The sequence below is a fragment of the Calditrichota bacterium genome, assembly GCA_013112635.1.
Taxonomy (GTDB): domain Bacteria; phylum Calditrichota; class Calditrichia; order Calditrichales; family J004; genus JABFGF01.
In genome coordinates this window covers 616,154-636,686 of the sequence record JABFGF010000002.1, presented here as the reverse complement: position 1 = coordinate 636,686, position 20,533 = coordinate 616,154, and the positions used below count along the sequence as shown (strand labels likewise).

Annotated in this window: 19 protein-coding genes; 14 read left to right on the top strand and 5 right to left on the bottom strand. The window is 36.1% G+C overall.

Features of this window, described 5'->3' with window-relative positions:
• Positions 1-107 precede the first annotated feature (107 nt).
• From HND50_07880 to HND50_07855, 6 genes are all read left to right on the top strand, one after another.
• Entirely contained in the window at positions 108-815 is a 708-nt protein-coding gene (locus HND50_07880; protein NOG45134.1) for a protein-L-isoaspartate(D-aspartate) O-methyltransferase, read from the top strand.
• Between the two features lie 41 nt (positions 816-856).
• Positions 857-1,990, top strand: coding sequence for a site-2 protease family protein (locus HND50_07875; protein ID NOG45133.1), 1,134 nt, complete (start codon positions 857-859; stop codon positions 1,988-1,990).
• A gap of 14 nt (positions 1,991-2,004) precedes the next feature.
• Complete coding sequence (locus tag HND50_07870) at positions 2,005-2,595, top strand: hypothetical protein (GenBank protein NOG45132.1); 591 nt, start codon at positions 2,005-2,007, stop codon at positions 2,593-2,595.
• Positions 2,592-3,503, top strand: coding sequence for a GTPase Era (era, locus tag HND50_07865; protein NOG45131.1), 912 nt, complete (start codon positions 2,592-2,594; stop codon positions 3,501-3,503). Before HND50_07870 ends, era begins: the two co-directional genes overlap by 4 nt.
• 132 nt (positions 3,504-3,635) lie before the next feature.
• Positions 3,636-4,328: an HAD hydrolase-like protein gene (locus HND50_07860; protein ID NOG45130.1), complete on the top strand. Its 693-nt coding sequence runs from the start codon at positions 3,636-3,638 to the stop codon at positions 4,326-4,328.
• A gap of 63 nt (positions 4,329-4,391) precedes the next feature.
• Positions 4,392-5,495 (top strand): DUF2914 domain-containing protein, encoded by a 1,104-nt coding sequence (locus tag HND50_07855; protein ID NOG45129.1) that lies wholly within the window; start codon positions 4,392-4,394, stop codon positions 5,493-5,495.
• Between the two features lie 18 nt (positions 5,496-5,513).
• Here the strand turns inward: HND50_07855 and pncA are convergent, their stop codons facing one another.
• Complete coding sequence (gene pncA, locus HND50_07850; GenBank protein NOG45128.1) at positions 5,514-6,125, bottom strand: bifunctional nicotinamidase/pyrazinamidase; 612 nt, start codon at positions 6,123-6,125, stop codon at positions 5,514-5,516.
• A gap of 89 nt (positions 6,126-6,214) precedes the next feature.
• Positions 6,215-9,019, bottom strand: a complete 2,805-nt coding sequence (locus HND50_07845; GenBank protein ID NOG45127.1) for a hypothetical protein — start codon at positions 9,017-9,019, stop codon at positions 6,215-6,217.
• A gap of 202 nt (positions 9,020-9,221) precedes the next feature.
• On the opposite strand from HND50_07845, the gene HND50_07840 reads away from it, so the two are divergent.
• Together HND50_07840 and HND50_07835 are read left to right on the top strand one after the other, a co-directional pair.
• Positions 9,222-9,398 carry an addiction module protein gene (locus HND50_07840; protein ID NOG45126.1) on the top strand — a complete coding sequence of 59 codons (177 nt, stop codon included), beginning with the start codon at positions 9,222-9,224 and terminating at the stop codon, positions 9,396-9,398.
• A complete protein-coding gene (locus HND50_07835) occupies positions 9,399-9,704 on the top strand; it encodes a type II toxin-antitoxin system RelE/ParE family toxin (protein NOG45125.1) in 306 nt (101 codons plus the stop codon).
• Positions 9,705-9,739: 35 nt separating this feature from the next.
• On the opposite strand, the gene HND50_07830 is transcribed toward HND50_07835, so the two are convergent.
• The 3 genes from HND50_07830 to HND50_07820 all read right to left on the bottom strand — a co-directional run bounded on the left by HND50_07830 (position 9,740) and on the right by HND50_07820 (position 13,591).
• Positions 9,740-10,444, bottom strand: a complete 705-nt coding sequence (locus tag HND50_07830; protein NOG45124.1) for a glycosyltransferase — start codon at positions 10,442-10,444, stop codon at positions 9,740-9,742.
• Between the two features lie 105 nt (positions 10,445-10,549).
• On the bottom strand, positions 10,550-12,439 hold the full coding sequence (locus HND50_07825) for a TonB-dependent receptor (protein NOG45123.1): 1,890 nt from the start codon (positions 12,437-12,439) through the stop codon (positions 10,550-10,552).
• Between the two features lie 159 nt (positions 12,440-12,598).
• Entirely contained in the window at positions 12,599-13,591 is a 993-nt protein-coding gene (locus HND50_07820) for an AraC family transcriptional regulator (GenBank protein ID NOG45122.1), read from the bottom strand.
• A gap of 191 nt (positions 13,592-13,782) precedes the next feature.
• On the opposite strand from HND50_07820, the gene HND50_07815 reads away from it, so the two are divergent.
• The 6 genes from HND50_07815 (at position 13,783) to HND50_07790 (ending at position 20,527) form a co-directional block, all read left to right on the top strand.
• Positions 13,783-14,655, top strand: a complete 873-nt coding sequence (locus tag HND50_07815; protein NOG45121.1) for an EamA family transporter — start codon at positions 13,783-13,785, stop codon at positions 14,653-14,655.
• A 13-nt stretch (positions 14,656-14,668) separates the two neighbouring features.
• A complete protein-coding gene (locus HND50_07810; GenBank protein ID NOG45120.1) occupies positions 14,669-15,286 on the top strand; it encodes a glycerol acyltransferase in 618 nt (205 codons plus the stop codon).
• Positions 15,287-15,380: 94 nt separating this feature from the next.
• On the top strand, positions 15,381-15,662 hold the full coding sequence (locus HND50_07805; GenBank protein ID NOG45119.1) for a DUF427 domain-containing protein: 282 nt from the start codon (positions 15,381-15,383) through the stop codon (positions 15,660-15,662).
• Positions 15,663-15,730: 68 nt separating this feature from the next.
• Positions 15,731-16,696, top strand: a complete 966-nt coding sequence (gene egtD / locus HND50_07800) for an L-histidine N(alpha)-methyltransferase (GenBank protein ID NOG45118.1) — start codon at positions 15,731-15,733, stop codon at positions 16,694-16,696.
• Positions 16,697-16,836: 140 nt separating this feature from the next.
• A complete protein-coding gene (locus HND50_07795) occupies positions 16,837-19,347 on the top strand; it encodes a choice-of-anchor B family protein (protein NOG45117.1) in 2,511 nt (836 codons plus the stop codon).
• Between the two features lie 112 nt (positions 19,348-19,459).
• Positions 19,460-20,527: a beta-propeller fold lactonase family protein gene (locus HND50_07790; GenBank protein ID NOG45116.1), complete on the top strand. Its 1,068-nt coding sequence runs from the start codon at positions 19,460-19,462 to the stop codon at positions 20,525-20,527.
• Positions 20,528-20,533 lie beyond the last annotated feature (6 nt).

Genomic DNA, 20,533 nt, shown 5'->3' with positions numbered 1-20,533 from the left:
TACTTTTTTCATGATGTGAAAAGAAGGCAAAAATGGTGATTAATAAACGGTTAATAGAATTTTCTTATGGGAATTTTAGCAAACAAATAATTTTGGTTTGTTTAGCTATGTTTTTTGTATTTTCCTGTACCAGCAAAAACAGGGAAACAATGGCAGAAGATCAATTTACACAACTACGAAGTGAGATGGTGAAGCGCCAGATTTTAGCACGCGGTGTAAAAGACACGTTAGTAATTAATGCCATGAAAACTGTTCCAAGACATAAATTTGTACCGGAAGAAGATCAAGCCGCAGCCTATAATGATGAAGCCAGATCAATTGGAAAAGGACAGACGATAAGCCAGCCCTATATTGTGGCTTTTATGACAGATGAGTTACGCATTAAACCTGGTGACCGGGTTTTAGAAATTGGAACAGGCTCTGGTTATCAGGCTTCAATACTTGCCCAAATTGCGGATACAGTTTACTCGATGGAAATTATAGAAGAGCTTGCTGAAAGTGCACAAAAAACAATCACGAGCCTGGGGTATGAAAATATAATTATCAAACAGGGCGATGGCTATCTTGGTTGGCCTGAACAAGCCCCATTTGATGCGATTATGGTTACGGCTGCTCCATCAACAATACCGCCTCGTTTGCTTGAACAGCTAAAAGTTGGTGGCAGAATGATTTTGCCGGTTGGAAAATATGTTCAGGAATTAGTTGTAATTAGCAAAAATAACGGTGGCCACACAATGGACAGTGTTTTACCGGTTCGGTTTGTTCCGATGACAGGAAAAATTCAGGAAGAAGAAGAACAGGAAAACCAGGATTAATGTTTATTCGCTGCTTTAGTAACACAAATCAAAGGAATTAATTGTACTCAAAAAGACGTGCAGAAATTGCAGAACCGGTTATTCGCGGACGTTTAAAGCTTGATAAATGGGCGCGGATGTATGGATTTCTGGTTTACAAGCAAGACATAAATAAATTAACAGATGATGAAATACGTGGAATACAGGAAGAGCTGTTAAGTAAAGGACTTTATTCTCAGGCTGAATTTTCCAAGAAAAAATACTACCTCAGGATTCTTTCATCGGATCATAAACCTGGAAAGAACCAGGTATTCGTTCCCATATTGTTATTATTTGTTACCATTTTAACCACTACAATAACGGGTGTTCAACTTGGAGAAAAGGACCCGTTTTCTTCATGGGAAAACTTCAGTTACGGATTTAATTATTCTTTTGCTTTGCTTTCAATTTTGTTTTGCCATGAAATGGGGCATTATCTTTTCGCCCGTTTTTATGGGCTCAATGTAACACTTCCGTATTTCCTGCCCATCTATTTTCCATTTATAGTCAATTTTGGGACACTTGGCGCTTTTATCCGCCTAAAGGAGCAGATCCCGAATAAAAAAGCACTTTTTGATATTGGGGTTGCAGGACCCATTGCCGGTTTTGTTGTAAGTTTAATTTTTCTCATTATTGGTTTTCACCAAATCCCGAATGAAGAAGCAATGTGGGAGTTTATCGGATCATTGCATCCAATTGCCACCGATACAACGGGAGCCCTTACTTTTGGGAGCAACATTTTATTCGATTTTATTGCAGAAAAAACAGGCAGATCTTATTTGCCTATGAGTGAAGTGTATCATTTTCCATATATCGTTGCCGGATGGTTTGGGCTGCTTATTACTGCGCTTAATTTAATGCCGATTGGCCAGCTGGATGGCGGACACATTACCCATGCAATGTTTGGCGGAAAATCAGCACGAATAGCAGTCGCCGGATTTGCTGCTCTTATTGCGTTAAATATTGTTTTGATTTCCCAATACAATTCATGGGTGTATTTTCTCTGGCCATTTTTAATTATTCTGTTTATAAAGTTTAAACATCCGCCAACTTTGGATGAATCGATTAACATTGGAGTTGGCCGAAAACTAATTGGCTATATTTCATACATAGTTTTTATAATTTGTTTTTCACCCATGCCCATTTATTTTCAATAGGAGAAATTGTTTTTATGCTTATGATTGCTGCATCGGTTGTTTTGTTATTATTGCTTGCCTGGGCGGGGTTGATTTATCTTCGAAAATCTTTATGGGATGTTGTTCATCGAAATATGTTGGACCTTGAAGATAATTACAGTGGGAAAATTATAAGAAACAGTTTTGTTGCAAGACCAGTTTTTCATGGCAATGTAAATGGAAATGACTTAACCATAAATTTTAGCACAGCCAGAACAAGCTCCGGAAGAAAAACCTATATTGATATTTCGTTAAACGCAGTTCAGGACTTTTCTTTAACAATTACCGAAAAATCATGGCAGCTGGAACAAAATAATGAATCGCCGGATAATGCCGGCGAGGTTTTATCAAACAACGGCAAAGCTTTTTTTATAATGCCGGCAGATAATAAAAAAATAAAAGCACTAATCGAAAAAGAAGAATTAAAAGACGTTCTCGGAACATTTGAAAACCTGGCTTATTTTTTTGTAGGCCAAAGCGGAGTTATCTGCGAATTTTGGTCAGATAAAATCGATCGTGATACAGGATTTGAAATTATGCAGCCACGTTTAGAACAAATTCAAAAACTACTAGAAATTTTAAAATAAAGAACACAATTTTGAACCAATCCATAAACACAAAACACAAAGCAGGTTATGCTGCAATATTCGGTTTACCAAACTCAGGTAAATCCACTTTATTAAATGCCTTGCTCGATATTCGGCTGGCAATTATTTCTGCACGTCCACAAACTACACGGCGTAATGTACTGGGCATTTTAAATGAGGAAAATCTTCAATGCATTTTTGTGGATACGCCCGGTTTGGTAAAACCAAAATATGAGCTTCATAAAAAAATGGTAAAGCAAATTGAAGAGGCTTTGAGTGATGCAGATTTGCTGCTTATGATGGTTGACTGCACACAAAAAAAACATCCTGTGGAGATTGATCTAAAAGCATTAAAAACATCGGCACATCGTTCCATTTTAATTCTTAATAAAATCGATCTTATAGAAAAATCTAAAATATTGCCATTGATTGAGCTCTATCAAAAATGGTATTCTTTTGATTCGATTGTTCCCATTTCTGCGACAAACAGAGAGGGAGTTGATGAACTGAAAACTGAAATCGAAAAAAACTTGCCATTGAGCCCTCCATTTTATGATAAGGATGCCATTACAGATCAACCGGAACGCTTTTTTGTTAGTGAGCTGATCCGGGAGCAAATCTTTCGGTCATATCATGAAGAAATTCCTTATTCTTCAGAGGTAATGATCAAGGAATTTAAGGAGCGAAGTAAAGGCAAAGATTATATCGAGGCAGTTATTTTTGTTGAACGTGATTCGCAGAAGGGCATTTTAATTGGCGCAAAAGGGGCAAAGTTAAAAGAGGTTGGTGCAAAAGCCCGCAATGTTATTGAACAGTTTTTGGGCAGAAAGATTTACCTGGAACTACGTGTTAAAGTTAATCCGGCCTGGCGGCGGAGCGAAAGTAAGCTGAAGCAAATGGGATATTAATACTGGTTTTGCTACCACAGATCAGCACAGATTTACACCGATGTAAGTAATAATTAAAACTTAGTTTTATTTAAGATCCGTGATGATTCTGTGTGTGTCAGTGGTAAGACTCTTTTAAAACTAAAATGATTTATGAAAAAACTTCTTCTATTTGATATTGACGGCACGCTTATCACCGGGCGCGGTATACCTAAAAAAGTTGCCCTTAATGTAATCCAAAAGCATTTCCCAAACTTTAAAAATGGAAACGAGGTACGCTTTAACGGAATGACTGATCCGTTGATTGTTCAACAGGTTTTAGCGTCTAATAATCATAAAATTGAGCTCGATGATCCGATTATAAATATCATTTTGGACGACTTCCTTTGCGAGTTAAAAAAACATGTTACTCCACAAACTCCTCCTGATATTTTGCCTGGTGTTGAAAATCTGTTGAAAACCTGTAGCCTGGATAATGCTATTTTTATGGGCCTTGTTACAGGAAACATGATGCACGGCGCTAAAATTAAATTAAATGCTGCCGGATTGGATAGCTATTTTTCACTTGGTGCGTTTGGCAGCGATCATTGGAACCGAAATGAATTACCACCCATCGCCATTTCTCGGGCTGATAAATATTTTGGTAAAACATTCTTAGCTGAGGATACCTGGATTATTGGTGATAGCCCAAAAGATGTGGAATGTGCCAAAGCAAATGGTTTAAAATGTTTGGCCGTTTTAACGGGAAAAATTGATAAGCAGGTTATGCTAAAAGCGGGAGCAGATTTTGTGATGCAAGACTTGGGTAATTTGGAGGAGTTCTTTTCGATTATTAAAAACTCTTAAAGCGATTGTACCCTGATCCTGTCAGTAGGACAAGCTCAGTCACCACTATATGGATGTCTTTAAATGAAGAAAATACTTGACGAAACAACCACGACCTTAAAGGCCTTTTACGAAGACAAAAAACAATACCAGCCGATTATCGCATTTTTTGCCGGTTTTACCTGGGACAGTTTTACTCTTACGCGCATTGATTTACTTTTGGATAACCTGATTATGTTTTCCTATATCCTGTTGGCAGGAGTTTTTATTTACCTGGTGAACCTGGTTGAAGAAAATATCATAGAAAATAAATGGCTTTTAAAATATAAGGATTGGTATCCAAACCTGGTTCAATTTTTCTTTGGCGGTTTGTTTAGTGGTTATGTGGTTTACTATTTTCAGAGCGCATCAATCACAAAAAATTGGCTTTTTCTACTTTTTTTAATTTTGCTTTTGGTGAGCAATGAGTTTGTTAAAGACAGGCTTGGCAATCTCACTTTTCAAATAATATTTTACTATTTGGCAACATTTTCATTTTTTATTTTTTACCTGCCAGTTCTTTTTGAAACCATGAATGCTTTCATTTTTTTACTTAGCGGATTGGTCAGTTCAGGGTTTATTGCCGGATTGGTTTATCTTTTGTATAAACAGCTGTACGATAAAATGCAGGCCAAACTTAAGAATCAGCTAATAACGCTGGGTTCCATTTACCTGATTTTTAATATGCTGTATTTTACAAACCTGATTCCGCCGGTTCCGCTTTCTTTAAAAGAAGCCGGCATCTATCATTATGTAAACCGGGTTGGCGATGGTTATAAGCTGCGTTTTGAGGAAGGCAGCTGGTATGAGCCATTTAAAGACTCCGATGATGATTTCCGATACGCGCCCGGAGATACGGTTTTCTGTTTTGCCTCGGTTTTTGCTCCTACAAATCTTAATACGAGAATCTACCATCACTGGCAAATGTATAATGAAAAAGAAGATGAGTGGATTACAACAGATCGTACAAATTATAAAATAAACGGCGGGCGCGATGGCGGTTATCGCGGTTATACTCAAAAACGCAACATACAAGCCGGTTTATGGCGTATTGATGTTGAAACAGATCGTGAGCAGCTTTTGGGGCGGGTCTCTTTTGAAATTGAAAAGGTTGATCAGAAGGTAGGGCTGAAGGAAATTATTAAGTAGAATCAAAAATAGAGAAGTTTAAATCATTTCACTATTTACAATAATGCAACCGTCATTTTTCATTTCTTCTAAAGCTTTTTGTACATCGCCGGTATTTAGCTCTACACCGCGGCAAGCATCTTCAATTACAAAAGTTTTAAAACCTTCAGCTTTTGCATCCAGCGCAGTAAACTTTACACAATAATCTGTCGCCAAGCCACAGATGTAAACATCGCTGATATTGTTCTCTTTCAAATAATCGGCCAACCCGGTTGACTTACGATGGCCATTATCATAAAAACCGCTATAACTGTCAATCTCCGGATTAGTACCTTTTTGAAAAAACTTAATCACTTTTTTTAGATTTAATTCGCGGTGAAATTTAGCACCATCACTTTTTTGTACACAGTGTACAGGCCATAAAATTTGTTGCAGACCGTTTAACTCAATTACTTCACCAACCTCACTGTCTTCATGGTTTTCCGCAAAACTCCCGTGATTTGCCGGATGCCAATCCTGAGTTGCAACAATAAAATCAAAACTATTTTGTAGTTTATTTACGATTGGCACTATGGCGTCACCATCATTTACGGCTAAAGCTCCGCCCGGTATAAAATCATTTTGGATATCAACAAGGATGAGCGCTTTCATGAGAAACCTTATATTTAAATAGTGAAAAGAAAAATAGAATCACAATACCTGACCCCAAAGCTATAAAATTTTTTGCCCTTAGTCCACCACTAATACAACTCGTTGATAATCAAATTAATCCGGCCATAAAATGTACCATTCAGTTTTTTATTATCTAAATATCCCTGTGCATAACCGCCGGCAAAACGCAAGAAACTCTCACCAAAGGAAAACTCACCACCAAAACTATAAACATCGTTCGATGTATTTAATGTAGTATTCTTAATTTGTGCGGCGTCAATAAAAGCGGTTATTGCAACTTCTTTAACAGGAATTATTAAAATTTTAGCAGGCGTGTTCTGAGCAAGAACATAGGAAAGTTCGGTGGAAGACCAAAGAAGTTCATCTCCTAAAATATTTTTTTTGACCCCGCGGATGGCTTTTGAATTCCTAAAATCTCTGGGAATATTATATGAATAATCCTGGTCGATCCCGGTCTGTGCAGAGGAAGGAACATCGCCATCAGTTTTAGTAAAATTGAAACGGCTCACAATTCCAATATTTTCCATGAAAAGGTTTGATCCGACGCGGCCAACGGCTTGTAACACTGAAAAATCCAAATCTTTTCTGGCAGATTTATAATAATTCACAGAACCCCATATTTGACGTTTAGGAAAGATAAATGGAAGCTTTGCCGGTAAATTATAGCCCATTCCAATTTTAATTGAAGGGCCATGATGAGAGACGGAATTTACGGTTGGAACTTTCGAAAACTGATCGGTTGAATATGAGAGGTTTAAAGCATATGCCAGCCGCGGATTTCCATTTATGAAGCGTTTCATTTCCACGTCAAAAACACCATAATCGTGAACAAGTTGTTTGTAATGGCCATCAATTCGAGTAATAAAACCCGGTCCATGATAGTATGCCGTGGTAAAATTGAGATCGAAAAATTTTATGGAATGTATGGCGGATAGAAAAGAGTCATCCCAATTGTCAAAATAAAAAAGACCTGTAGCAGCTAATATTTGTCTTTGCATCGATTCAAGCCAAACGGAGGAAACAAAAAGCCCTGCGCCAGATTTTTCATCATAAATGGGGAGAGGAATAGTTTGCATGTTTATCAATTGGCCTTGTGGAAATGGGAATTCTTCAATTTTCTTATGTCTCAATATTGCCTCACCATTTCCTTCGATGGAGTCTGCAACAGCTTGTTTTTTTGTCCAGCTTGAATATTTTTTTAGGCTTTCTTTTTTCTCAGGGCCAATTTCCATTTTTAATAGCGAGTCTACTTGTAGTGCTGCAAAAATTGTATTAGATCCGGCATCTTTGTGTATGGTAATTATTTCATTTTTTCGCTTGTCAAAACTGTGCAGCCAAAGCGGGAATTGTTGATTAATCTTAGTGCTAATCTTTCCACTATTTCTATCCATAATAGCAATGGCAGGGTTGTTGTCGATCATCTGGTTAAATGCGATAAGGTCTTCATTAATTACAATTGCATTTCTGTTTTCAGGCGAATCTGCCGTTATTTTATTGGTTTTTCCATTTTTCCAAATGTATAAATCCCGTTGAGAGCTTTTTGCCTGCGCTTCGAAAAGTATCGAGCCGTCTTCCAAACCAATTACTTTGCCAATGGGCATTGGCGTTTTAAAAATTTGTTGCGGGGGATATTGAAAATTGTCTAAATGCGGGTTGGGAATCTTTGTCAAGATCGTTTCACCTGCTTCCGCAACAGATAGAACCAGTTCGTTTTTGTTCGTGAAGGATGCATTAATTGCACGAACATTGTCCGTTGCTTCAAAAGTTAAGGCTGTTTTTCTGTCATAAACAAACCACTCGTAATTCAATGTGGTCTGATTAAATTTTGCTCCGAGATTCCGTCTACCATAAGCAATAAAATTATTGTCCGGGCTAACAATAAGTTTTGTATTGACATTGTTACTGATTGTGCTCAGAATAGTCTGGTTTCCATTTTCAATCTTTACAATAAAAGCTGTTATAAAAAGATGGTTGGATTCTTTGATAGTTGAAACAAGGTAGGTTGAATCAGCATCACTCAGCGGTAAAATTTGTAAATCACGAAAGCCAAATGAAGGCAATGTATTTGTAAAATCAAGAACCGGATAATCAGCTGCCTTATTGCCATAGTAAATAATCATATGCCTGGCAAAATAGGGAAAAAGTGATGCAGGGGTTTTTCCATACACACTTTCAAAAGCATCATCAAAATTGTAAAAGAGACCATCTTTTTCATAAGCCATAAGTTTAATCAAAGACGAATCGCCAAACTGATCTGCCAGATAGCGAATATACGCGTGCCCGGATGCATAAAGCAGGCGGCCATTTTCCAGGCTTAGTAGCGAGTTATAAGAAAAACGACCATTTAAAACGGCTTCTTTCATGTAAAGATCACCACGAAATGGCGTCCATGTTTCGGCGAAATATTGTGCAATACCCTCAAAAAACCAGCGTGGCGTAGATACGATTGGCAGCATTCCAAAAATATTGGCTGTTCTTTTAATAGCGCGGAAAGTAAGGTGATGGCCAAGCTCATGTTCAAGAACCATTTTATACCAGGTATGAGGTCCACTCCAGGAATTCATGTACATTGAGCTGCGTGCATAAATGACAATATCATTTTCTATAGCATAACCATTTGAAACGTCTGGAGCGTCTGTAAGGATTATTCGGGTTTTGGTTTCATCAAATTCAGAAAGTGAAACACCGTGCAGGGCAGCAAGTCTCGGGATAGCCCTGTCAGCAATATTGACCATGGAATCGGCCAAGGCCTCGAAGCCGGGATTAAATTCCAAAGTAACATATTTGCCATGCATTCTTTGCCAATCACTGGCAAAAAGAAATGCATGTGAAATTATAAGAAGCGAAAATATTATTCCGATTTGTTTTAACATTGCGATCCTGATATTAAGGAAAATTGAAAAATATAATTGGAGTTTTTGTTAATATTCTATTTTAAAGAACATATAAAGTAAATCATCTTTTGATTTTTTAGCAAACATTTTATTCTAAGTTTGTCAAAAGGTTAAATATTAAATATATTCTTTAAAAATCTGAGAAAGGTAAATTAAAATGAATGCAGGTGATATAAGTAAAATGAGTCTAACAGAACGTTTTCAAATAATGGAACTTCTTTGGGAGTCATTCATGAGCGAGCAGTCTCAAATTGAACCACCGGATTGGCACGGAGATTTAATCAAAGAAAGAATGGAAAAGATAGAAAATAAAACGGCCAGTTTTATACCTTTGGAAAAATTAAAAACACAGCCATAAATGATTCGAATTAAAAAGATTTTATTACTAGAAGAGGTTGAAAACGATCTGAAAAATGGAAAAATTTTTTATGATAAGCAAGAAAAAGGGATTGGTGAATATTTTTGGGATAGCTTGATTGCAGATATTCAATCACTCAAAGTTTATGCAGGCATACATAGAAAAAAATACGGGTTATATCTTATGTTTGCCAAACGTTTTCCATACACAATTTATTATTACATAAAAAATAATATTGCCTATGTTACTGCCGTTTTACCAATGCGCAGAGACCCTATGTGGATAAAAAAAAGGTTAGGGCAATAATAAATAGTTAAAAAAAGTTTCTAAGCAAACTTCAATTATTTATCCCAGTATCCCCAATCAGAACTTTGTACGCTTTTTTTGTTTATCCCCGTAATAAGGAAAAAAGCTCGTAACCCACCGTGCCAGAATTTTTTAAACATACCTGCATCCAGGCGGCGATGATCGGTTTCATAGACTTTTAGGTTGCGATTAAATTTAATCTTCCAGCCAGCTTTACGGATGCGCCAAAGGATATCACTATCCTCACTGTGAGAAAGAGAAAAATCGAATCCGCCAATTTGCTGCAAAGCTTTTTTTCTCAAAATCATATTTGAGCCGCTTCCAACCGGGATTGTAAACCAGGAAAAGAACATCATATTAAATGAGTAAAATCGATAGTACCATTTATACTTTTTAAGGCTGTGTTTTCCTCCCATTATCTCACCGAGTTTTTCTCGGATTTCCATTTTTTCCAGATTTTCAAAATACATCTTGTCAAAAATCATATCGCAATCACTATACAAAAGCCATTCTGTCGACGCATTGTCTGCACCAATTTGCCGGGCCCTGGGTATATTACATTCTTCAAAAAATACTTCAGTATTCTGCGGTCTTTGTATTTGGATTAGTTCGCGGGTTCGGTCAGTGCTAGAATCAACAACTAAAAGTTTTAAATGTTTTGGTAAACTATCCAGAAAAGAAATAATGTTTTTCTCTTCATTTTTTGTGGGAATAATTACTGTGAGTTCTTTTAGGTTCATTAAGAGTTTTTCTTTTTTCAAGTAGTTCTTTGCCAAACCCTTAAAGTTAAAGGTCAGGTTATTTGAAGTTGCTTTTCAGGATTTCCCCAAGCCACTTTGATGTTATTATAACTCGCCAAAAATCTTGTATTCAAAACCAATTTTAAGCCAGCGTCCTGGCATTGGGACACCTGGGAGATCTTCATATTTTTCATCTAAAATATTTGTTATATCAAGAAACATATGAAAAGAAGGTCTTTTCCAACTAATGCGTGTATCCACTGTTGTTTGCTGTGAAGGTAAAAGACGGTCTTCATAGCGAATCCGCCAGCTTTGATTTAAGTGATCTAAAAATGGAATAGAATAATTTAACCCGCCAATAATTTGGTGCTTAAAATGGGTAAGTGCATAAATTGTTTTTTTTCCGACCAGATCTACATTTAAATCCAGAAAAGAATATTGAATAAAAAGTGAATTAAACCCGAGCCCTGGATTTAGAATCTTAAAGGAACTTTCAAATCCTTTTGTAACCAGTTTTGTAAAGTTTTCTGCCCGGTAAAGTGTGTCCGTTTCATTAAAGACATAATCAATCAGGTTTTTATCATTTCTTTGAAAAACGGCGGCTTCAACATTTATATGAGAATTATGAAAGGCGTAGCCAACTTCATAATTATGGGATTTTTCATTCTTTAAATCGGGATTTCCAAAAGCGCGTACAAATGGAGAGCTTGTTGCAGGGAAATTAAGATAAAGATTGGTGTATGTTGGCACCCTGAAACCTTCGGAATAAGACGAATAAATTTTTGAATTCTCAGACAGTTTATAAGATACATCTGCACCGGGCCAACCATGCCAGCCCTGACCGGAATAATTATATAGCGATCCACCGACGCTCAATATCAATTGATTAAAAGCAACCTGGTGTTGAACAAAAAACCCGCTGTTTGCTCTCTGGTGGGTAAATAACCCATTGCTGTTTCGTTTTTCTTCAATTCCCAGAGAATTACTTTCGAAATCTTCGCTTGTATACTCAGCACCAAAACTGGTAATTCCAAACTTGTGATTTAACTGGGCATTAAATTCAGTTGTAACAGAGTTTGATTGATGCTTGTTTGGTGAGCTTGTGTTTTTATTCCAAAAGTAAGTGTCATTATGTCCGCGAAATGAAGTTTGGGTGCTTAGAACCAAGTTTTCGATTTTATATTTTAAGGCCCCTTTTAAGAAAAAAAGATCAGTTTCTTCGTATTGGAATGGATTTGGGAAAATAGGGATGTAAAAGTTGTTTGCTCCAAAATGTTTTTCATTATAGCCACTGGCAATTGAAAATGTAAGATCATCAAATATTAACTCGCTGTTTTGCGATACATTTAAGTTATGGAAAGCGGTATTAAACTTATAACCATCACTTCCGGCTTTTGCGATTGTGAGGCGTGTAAATCCATTATTATGTGGCAGGCTAAAATTTATCTGGGAATTGTATAAACTGTGTTCTCCAATCAATCCACCAACAGATAATTCAAGCTGGTCGCTACTTTTTGTGATAATGTTAATTACTCCACCAAAAGCATTCGGGCCGTACAATCTTGAACCAGGCCCTTTTAAGATTTCAATGCGTTTAATATCACTAATATCAACCGGAAGATTCATGTTGTGATGGCCGGTTTGAGGATCGCTCATTTTTGTTCCATCAACCAAAATTAAGGTCTGGTTAAATCCGGCGCCGCGCATGCTTATATCTGCCTGTACGCCCTGTGTGCCGCGTTGTAGAACATCTACACCACTTACATTTTCTAAAAGTTCCGGAATGGATTGGGCAGCAATATGTTCAATTTCAACGTGATCAATTACCGAAACAGTTCGCGCAACATCGTTAAAAGCAGTAGGTGTTCTGTTTGCAGTAATAATGATGTCCTTGTCCAGTTTGTAAACAGTTAAACTATCCTGGGCAAAAATAAATGTGTAGCTAAAAATGAAAATGGAAAAAATATTAGCAAAGCTAATAGTCTTCTTAAACATTGAATTCTCCTGATTTTGATGCGGGTTTGTAAACTTAATTATTTGGGAGAATTATGCCAACTCTTTTGTTTTTCGAGGAAGGATTGAAAAAAAAGGCCATCGCAAAAAAAAAAACGATGGCTCTAATCTTTACATGAAAACATTGGTTTTGCTGAATGATTACAATGGTTTTACAGGCACATAAATATCAACAATATGTTTATTCTCAGGATGTTCCTTTGGGTTATTCAGATATAATTCATAGCAGGGCCGGTCATCCGGTTGAAAGCCGCTTTGTGGCAACCAATCCCCATATATTACCTTCCAGGCTGATTCATATTCATCAGAATCAATCTCGAAATGAGCCACGGCAAACTTTCCTCCGGGGACAGTTGCTTTACCAATACTTCCGTCTACTGGCGTTTCTGGTGAAATGGTTATGCATGCATCGACCCTTAATTTGTCTTCAGCAGTGATCCCAGGATCGTCATAATAAATGCACATCATTTCTGTTTTTGGGAATTGTAAAAGATCCCGCGGAGCTGCCCACTTCGATAGTTTGTTGAACATATTCTCGAATAAATTGTAGTCGCCTTTATAGGGGCCAATATGCCTAACATATGCTATATGCCTTTCCGGCACATCTTTAACTTCTATCTGGATATTTGCTTTATCTAACATGTTGATCCTCCAATTTAGGTTATTGTTAACAGGATCAATATACATGGCTGAAATCGTACTTTCTTTCCAGATCTTGTTTCTTGATTGACTTATTTTGTTTTCTGTTTTACAAATCTTGCTATTCTTTTTATAACCATTATCACGCCAATTTGTAGCGCTTATTCCAAACATATTTTTAAATGCCCTGGCGAAGGTTGCTGAACCGGAAAAGCCGCAATCGAAAGCTATTTCAGTAATCATTTTTTTAGGATTATTTAGTAATTGCGAAGCTGCTTTCTCCAATCGAAGACGGTTAATAAATTGGTTTAGGGTTTCTCCAATGATTGATCCAAATAAACGGTGAAAGTGGAATGGTGAAAAATTTGCTTTTTCCGCAACAGTATTTAAAGAAAGCTCATTATTTAAGTTTTGCTCAATATAATCAATTGCTTTGTTTATCCGTGAGATGTATTCATCTTGATGCTGTTTTTGAGTTTTTTTTAAATCTGCCATATCATTCCATTATTTTCGGTCAACTAATTTAAGCAATCGCATATAGACGAACAATAGGTTTTAGTCTTGCATGAATATGATTGTTCTTTATTCACCCCAATCTTTTGGCTTATAAACAATATGTGAAAATAATTTGTTTTTTTGCCTGGGATTTCCCATGTTTTCTGCTTTTAATTTTTCATTAACTTCTTATGATTTATTTATTAATTGTTTCAATAATTTGGGCACTTTCGTTTGGTTTAATAAAAGGCAACCTGGCCGGATTAGATTCTCATTTTATCGCATTTGCCCGCCTGTCGATATCGTTTGTTTTTTTTGGTGCGTTTTTGCGAATAAAGCAATTCCAATCCAAACAGCTTTTGCTTTTAATGACAGTAGGGGCAGTTCAGTTTGGTTTGATGTATATTTTTTACATTTATGCTTATAATTATTTGCAGGCCTGGCAAATAGCCCTGTTTACAATTTTTACTCCACTGTATGTTACCTTAATAAATGATATTCTATCAAAACGTTTTCATTTGTTTTTTTTACTAATGGCCATCCTATCCATCTTTGGCGCAGCAATAATTGTTTTTAAAAATATCCCGGATGTAAAGTTTCAGCTTGGATTTTTGCTAATGCAGCTTTCTAATATTTGCTTTGCAGTCGGCCAGGTTTATTATAAAAAAATAAGACAGAATTTTTTGAATGTTAAAGATGTTCATTTATTTAGCTGGCTTTATTTTGGCGCTTTTATTATCAGTGGGACAAATTCCTTTTTTATGACTGATTGGGATTCATTAGTCATCACCACAACACATTTTTATACATTGCTTTACCTTGGAATACTGGCATCCGGTATTTGTTTTTTCCTTTGGAATTATGGGGCTGTGAAAGTTAATGCAGGTACCTTGGCAGTTTTTAATAATTTGAAAGTTCCTCTTGGAGTTGCATTTTCTATTTTTATTTTCTCAGAGAGTGGTGATTTTTTAAAAATGATAATAGGTGGTACAATAATTATTTCTGCTATATATTTGGCCGGACGATTTGATAAAAAAAGAATTCCAAAAATAATTAGTAGGTAGAAGTTTATCGGATATGAATATAGAAGTCAAAAAGAAAACAAAGCATAAAAATCCTATTTCAAGATTGTTTGCTAAAGTAGTATTAAAATTAATCGGCTGGAAAGTTGATTTTAAAATACCGGAAGAAAAGAAGTTTCTATTAATTTCCGAGCCGCATACTTCCAATTGGGATTTACCGCTAATGCTGATTATTTCCATTGTTATTGGCAGGCAACTTAACTGGGCCGCAAAAGATAATCTGTTTAAAGGTTTGCATGGAAAATATCTACGCTGGCTTGGCGGAATTCCGGTCAACCGGCGTTCGCGGACAAAATTTACAGACCAGATTATTGAAATATTTAATAAATCGGAAAAACTAATTTTTGTGATTGCGCCATCGGGAACGCGAAGTTTTACAGAGTTTTGGAAATCAGGGTTTTATCATATTGCCAATGGAGCAAAGATTCCCATCGCTTTTGGTTTTCTCGATTATGGAAATAAAGTAGGTGGCATTAAACCGGGTTTTCTGCCATCAGGAAATATGGAAGAAGATTTTAAGTTGATTAGAAAATTTTATGATGGAATGAAGGGGAAAATTCCGGAAAATTTTGGCCCGATCAGATTTCAGGAATCTAAAGAAAAGGATTCTTAAAAGTAATAAAACTCAGTTACATGGTGATACATTTGTGAATAGTTTTCTCTTAATTGTGCGACTAATAATTTATGCATAAAAAAGGAGAATTAATATGAAAGCAATATGGAAAGACCAGGTTTTAGCTGAAAGTGAAAAAACAATTATTGTGGAAGGAAATCATTACTTCCCGCCAAGTTCTATAAAACAAGAATTTTTTGAAAAAAGTAACTCACATACAACATGTCCATGGAAAGGCGAAGCCAGCTACTATACTGTGGTTGTTAATGGCATAAAAAATAATGATGCCGCTTGGTATTACCCGGCCCCCAAAGATGCAGCCAAAGAGATAAAAGACCATATTGCTTTTTGGCGTGGCGTAGAAGTTGAAAAATAATGAGTTCATAGGAACCAATTAATTAACCAGATTTATTTTGAACAATCCCGGAAAAATCAAGGACTATTATGGACAGCGATATTTTAATTAAAGATAAATCAGTCGGTTTAAAATTGATGTACAAAGAAGTTATGGAGGGATTAAGTAAATCCCGCAAAGAATTACCGTGTAAATATTTTTATGATGAACGCGGATCGAAATTATTTGATGAAATTTGCACTCTCGATGAATATTATGTTACTCGTACAGAACTTTCCATAATGCATGACAATTTTGAGGAAATGTCTGATGTAATGGGTGAAAAACTAATGTTTGTAGAATATGGCAGCGGCAGTAGCGATAAAATTAAGATTATCCTTGATCATGTTAAGGGAATTTGCACCTATGTTCCTATAGATATTTCCTGTTCTCATTTGGCAAAAAGCGCTGCCCAAATTGCTGCAAAATATAAGCATCTGGAAGTCATTCCGGTATGTGCGGATTACAATAAAGAATTTTTAATTCCTGAACCTAAAAACACAATCGATCACAAGATTGTTTATTTTCCAGGATCAACCATTGGCAATTTTCATAGAGACGAAGCTCTTAAATTTCTATCTAGGATTGCAAAAGTTTCCGGGCAAAATGGCGGATTATTGATAGGTGTAGATCTTAAAAAGGATACATCGCTATTAAACAATGCTTATAATGATTCACGTGGTGTGACAGCAGAGTTTAATCTAAATCAGCTAAAACGTTTTAATAAAGAATTAGGAAGCAATTTCAACTTGGATGATTTCCGGCATGATGCGTTTTATAATAAAAAAGAAGGTCGAATGGAAATGCATTTGATAAGCAAGAAAGACCAAACTGTAAAATTAAACGGTTCTATTATTTCTTTTAATAAAGATGAAAGCATTTGGACAGAATCATCCTATAAATATAGTCTGGATGAGTTTAAGAATATCGCCAATGATGCCGGATTTTCAGTTGAAAATGTTTGGATTGATGAAGCCGAGCTATTTAGTGTTCAGTATTTAACAGTAGATTCATAATTTATAACTAAAACTCAACTAATCATCAGAAGAAACTGAGCGATCACTCATTAATGTCTACGGTTTAACAGTTTCTAATTGATAATCCATTTTTGGTTTGTAACTATTAGGCCCCAATTATTTAACCTAAAGGAATATGTATGAAAAAGATTTTATGTACTATTTTGTTTTTTTTAAGTTTTGCATTTAGCCAAAACATCGAAGTTTTGGATACTTTTTCTAGCCGAGGTTATATGAGTGATGTGTGGGGTTATGATGCCCCGGATGGAAGATTTTATGCAATATCCGGTGCCTTTAACGGTGTCTCTGTTTTTGATGTTACAAATCCCAATGATATTGTAGAAATTGGTTTTTTTCCTGGGCCCAATTCTGCCTGGCGGGATATTAAAACATACAAACATTATGCGTATATTGTAAACGATACTGAAGGTGGCTTGGTTATCCTCGATCTTTCGACAGCCCCGGATAGTGTTCGGTTTGTTGCAAACCTTGAGGTCCCAAACTTCCATAATCTCTATATTGATACTACAACAGCTGCCATGTACCTGGCCAATGCTTCTTCATCGGGTGCAGTTTCCATTTTTTCATTGGAAAATCCTGAAGAACCTGTTCATGTTAAAGATTTCGGTACTGAAACACACGACCTATATGTACGGAACAATACTGCATATACTGCACAAGGCAGACGCGGCACACTTGGTTTTTATGATGTTTCTAATCCTGACAATCCAACTACCATTAAAGAAATTCAGGTGCCAAACGCTGGTTATGTTCATAATACTTGGTTATCAAAAAATAGTGATTATTTGGTTACTACAGAAGAAACAGCAAATAAAACATTAAAAATATGGGATATAACTGATTTGGACAATATTGAACTTGTGTCTGAATATCTTGGGCCAAGTCGTTTACAGCATAATGCTCATGTTGAAGGTGACTATGTGTACCTTGCACATTACGAATCAGGATTATCAATACTGGATATTCACGATCCTACACGAGCCACATTGGTGGGTTATTTTGATACATATCCCGAAAGTAATAATCCGGATTTTAATGGAAATTGGGGCGTTTTCCCCCATAGCAAATCGGGTAATATTTATTTAGGTGACATGGACCGAGGTTTTTTTGTTGTAAAATTCAACAATGCAAGGGCAGATTTCTTTGATGGAATAGTTTCAGATAAAGAAAGTGGTCTTCCTTTGGAAGGTGTAGTTATCCAATTTAAAGGTTTTGATATAAATACAGTTACTAACTCAAATGGATTTTATAATATTGGTTTTGGATTATCTGACACTGTAAATGTGACTTTTTCTGCTATTGGATACAAAAATTTTTCACAGGAAATAATTTTAGGTGGAGGTGTTGAACATACGATAAATGTTGAGCTTGAGAAAGCGCCAAAAACAACGTTTAGGATTACTGTTAAAGACAACCAAGGAAAACCAATAAAAGATGTTTTATCTACTTTTATTATGACAAGTACCTTTTTGGAAAATGATGAACAATTCAGTGAGTATTCTGATGAGAATGGAATTATTGAAATCACAGATATGTATATATCGGACAGTGATGTTGTAAATTATTTAAATTTAAAAATTGGCACATTCCCTTATGCTTTTTATGAGCAGTCGGAGTTTATACTGGATGAAGTGGCGATAAATGAATTAGAGGTAACGTTGAGTATAACCGATGCTGATATTTTGGTGGTAAACAACGATCCAAACTCAAATTATGGGGATTTTATCAAAGAGTCGCTAAATCAAATAGGAAAAAAAGAGTACATTTATAATGTATCGAACGGTGGCGGTTTACCTTCGGTAGACGGAATTAAAAAATTAAGTGGTTCTTTTATTATCTGGATGACTGGTGATGCCATTGATGATGTAATCTCTCAGGCAGAAATTGACACAATTAAAGCTTATTTAATGAATGGTGGAAATGTTATTTTATCAGGACAAAATATAGCCGAACACTTAAACAGCACAGTCAACCCCTTTTTACAGGATTGGATTCATGTTAACTATATTGAAAATATGGGAACTAAAATTTTGAGTGGTCGGCATCATCAAATTAGCGATGGTGTTACATTCCTTGGCATTTTTAGTGGGGAGGCTGCAAATAACCAGACTTCACCTGATGCAATTGAGCCGGATAGCAGCAACCAGGCGCAACCTGTATTTGAGTATCGTAACTCAAATGGAAAATATGGTGCTGTCGGTGTTGAATACACGGATTACAACTCAAAACTTTTCTTTGCAGGATTTGGCCTTGAAGCTGTTTACCAAAATAATGACAGCTATATATCCAGGGATGATTTATTAACCAGGATTTCTGAGTGGTTTGATAGTCCTCTCTCGCTTGATAAAATTATATCCGGAAACCCTGAAACGTTTCAGCTAAAACAAAATTATCCAAACCCGTTTAATCCTTCAACAAATATTGAATACAATCTGCCCAAGAAGACAAATGTAAAGATTGAAGTATTCTCCCTTACCGGCCAAAAGATTAAAACGCTTGTAAATGAGCAGCAAAACAAAGGCCTCCATTCAGTTAACTTTGTGGCAGAAAATCTTGCATCCGGAATTTATTTTTACAAACTGCAGACCGAGCAATTTACAAGTGTTAAACGAATGATTTTAATTCAATAGTTAGTTTTAAAATTAACAGTTTTCTAAAATGCATTGGAATCACCAAAATATGGGAGCTTTAAATTGGCTCCCATTTGTTTTAGTTTAAATCTAAAATATTGAAAAGGATAAAATGAAATCAATTATAGCGAAGTCCGCAATTTTTTCGTTTTTACTCATTTTTGTTTATTCATGCAGTGAAACAACTTCTTCAAATGATGGTTCTGTTGAATCCATTTATGTGTGCAACCAGGGTGAAGGCACAATTTCAATCATTGATGCACAGAAACATGAAATTATTGAAACGCTTAATTTGGTGGATTATGGTTTTAGCGCAGGCTCTAAGCCGCACCACATTGTTGTTGAAGAAGATGGAAACATATGGTATGTAAGTTTAATCGCTGATGGCAAGGTTTTAAAGTTTAACAAGGAAAATGAACTTTTGGGAACTGCTGATACACCAACTCCCGGAATGCTGGTTTTACATCCTAATATGCCAAAATTGTATGCCGGCCGGTCGATGACAGCACCAAATCCGCCGTCATCTATAATTTCAATTAATACGGAAACAATGACGGTTACAGAAATCCCTCTTCCTTTTGCCCGCCCTCATGCATTGATGATTCAGAATAATGGTGAATTCCTTTATTCCGGTAGCCTTGTAGAAAATAAAATTGCTGTCATAAATGCCGGTAATGATGAGCTTGAAGAGACTTCTACATTTGCCGGGGATAATAATGTACTTGTTCAGTTTGAAGTTTCTTCAGATGACCAACAGCTTTTTGCAACCGGACAGATTTCAAATCAGCTGCTTTTTTTTAATCTCGATTCGATAGGTTTGCTTTCTTTTGATCAGGCCATTGATGTTGGAAATGCTCCGTGGCATCCCGTTTTGGCTAATGATGGTGAAACTTTGTATTTAGGCAATAAAATGTCAAACTCTGTTTCGGCTGTAAATATTGTCACTAAAAATGTTGTTAACATTACCGGAAATGGCCTGGCTTCTCCGCATGGAAGCGCATTATCTAAAGATGGAAAATATCTCTTTATTTCCAACCAAAACACAAATGGTGATTATATTCCAAATGATTCATCTGGTAATGCATCAGATACCGGAACAGTAGTAGTAATTAACACTTCCGGTAATACAATCGAAAAAGTTATTGAAGTTGGTAAAACACCATCTGGAATAGGATCATAAATTCAC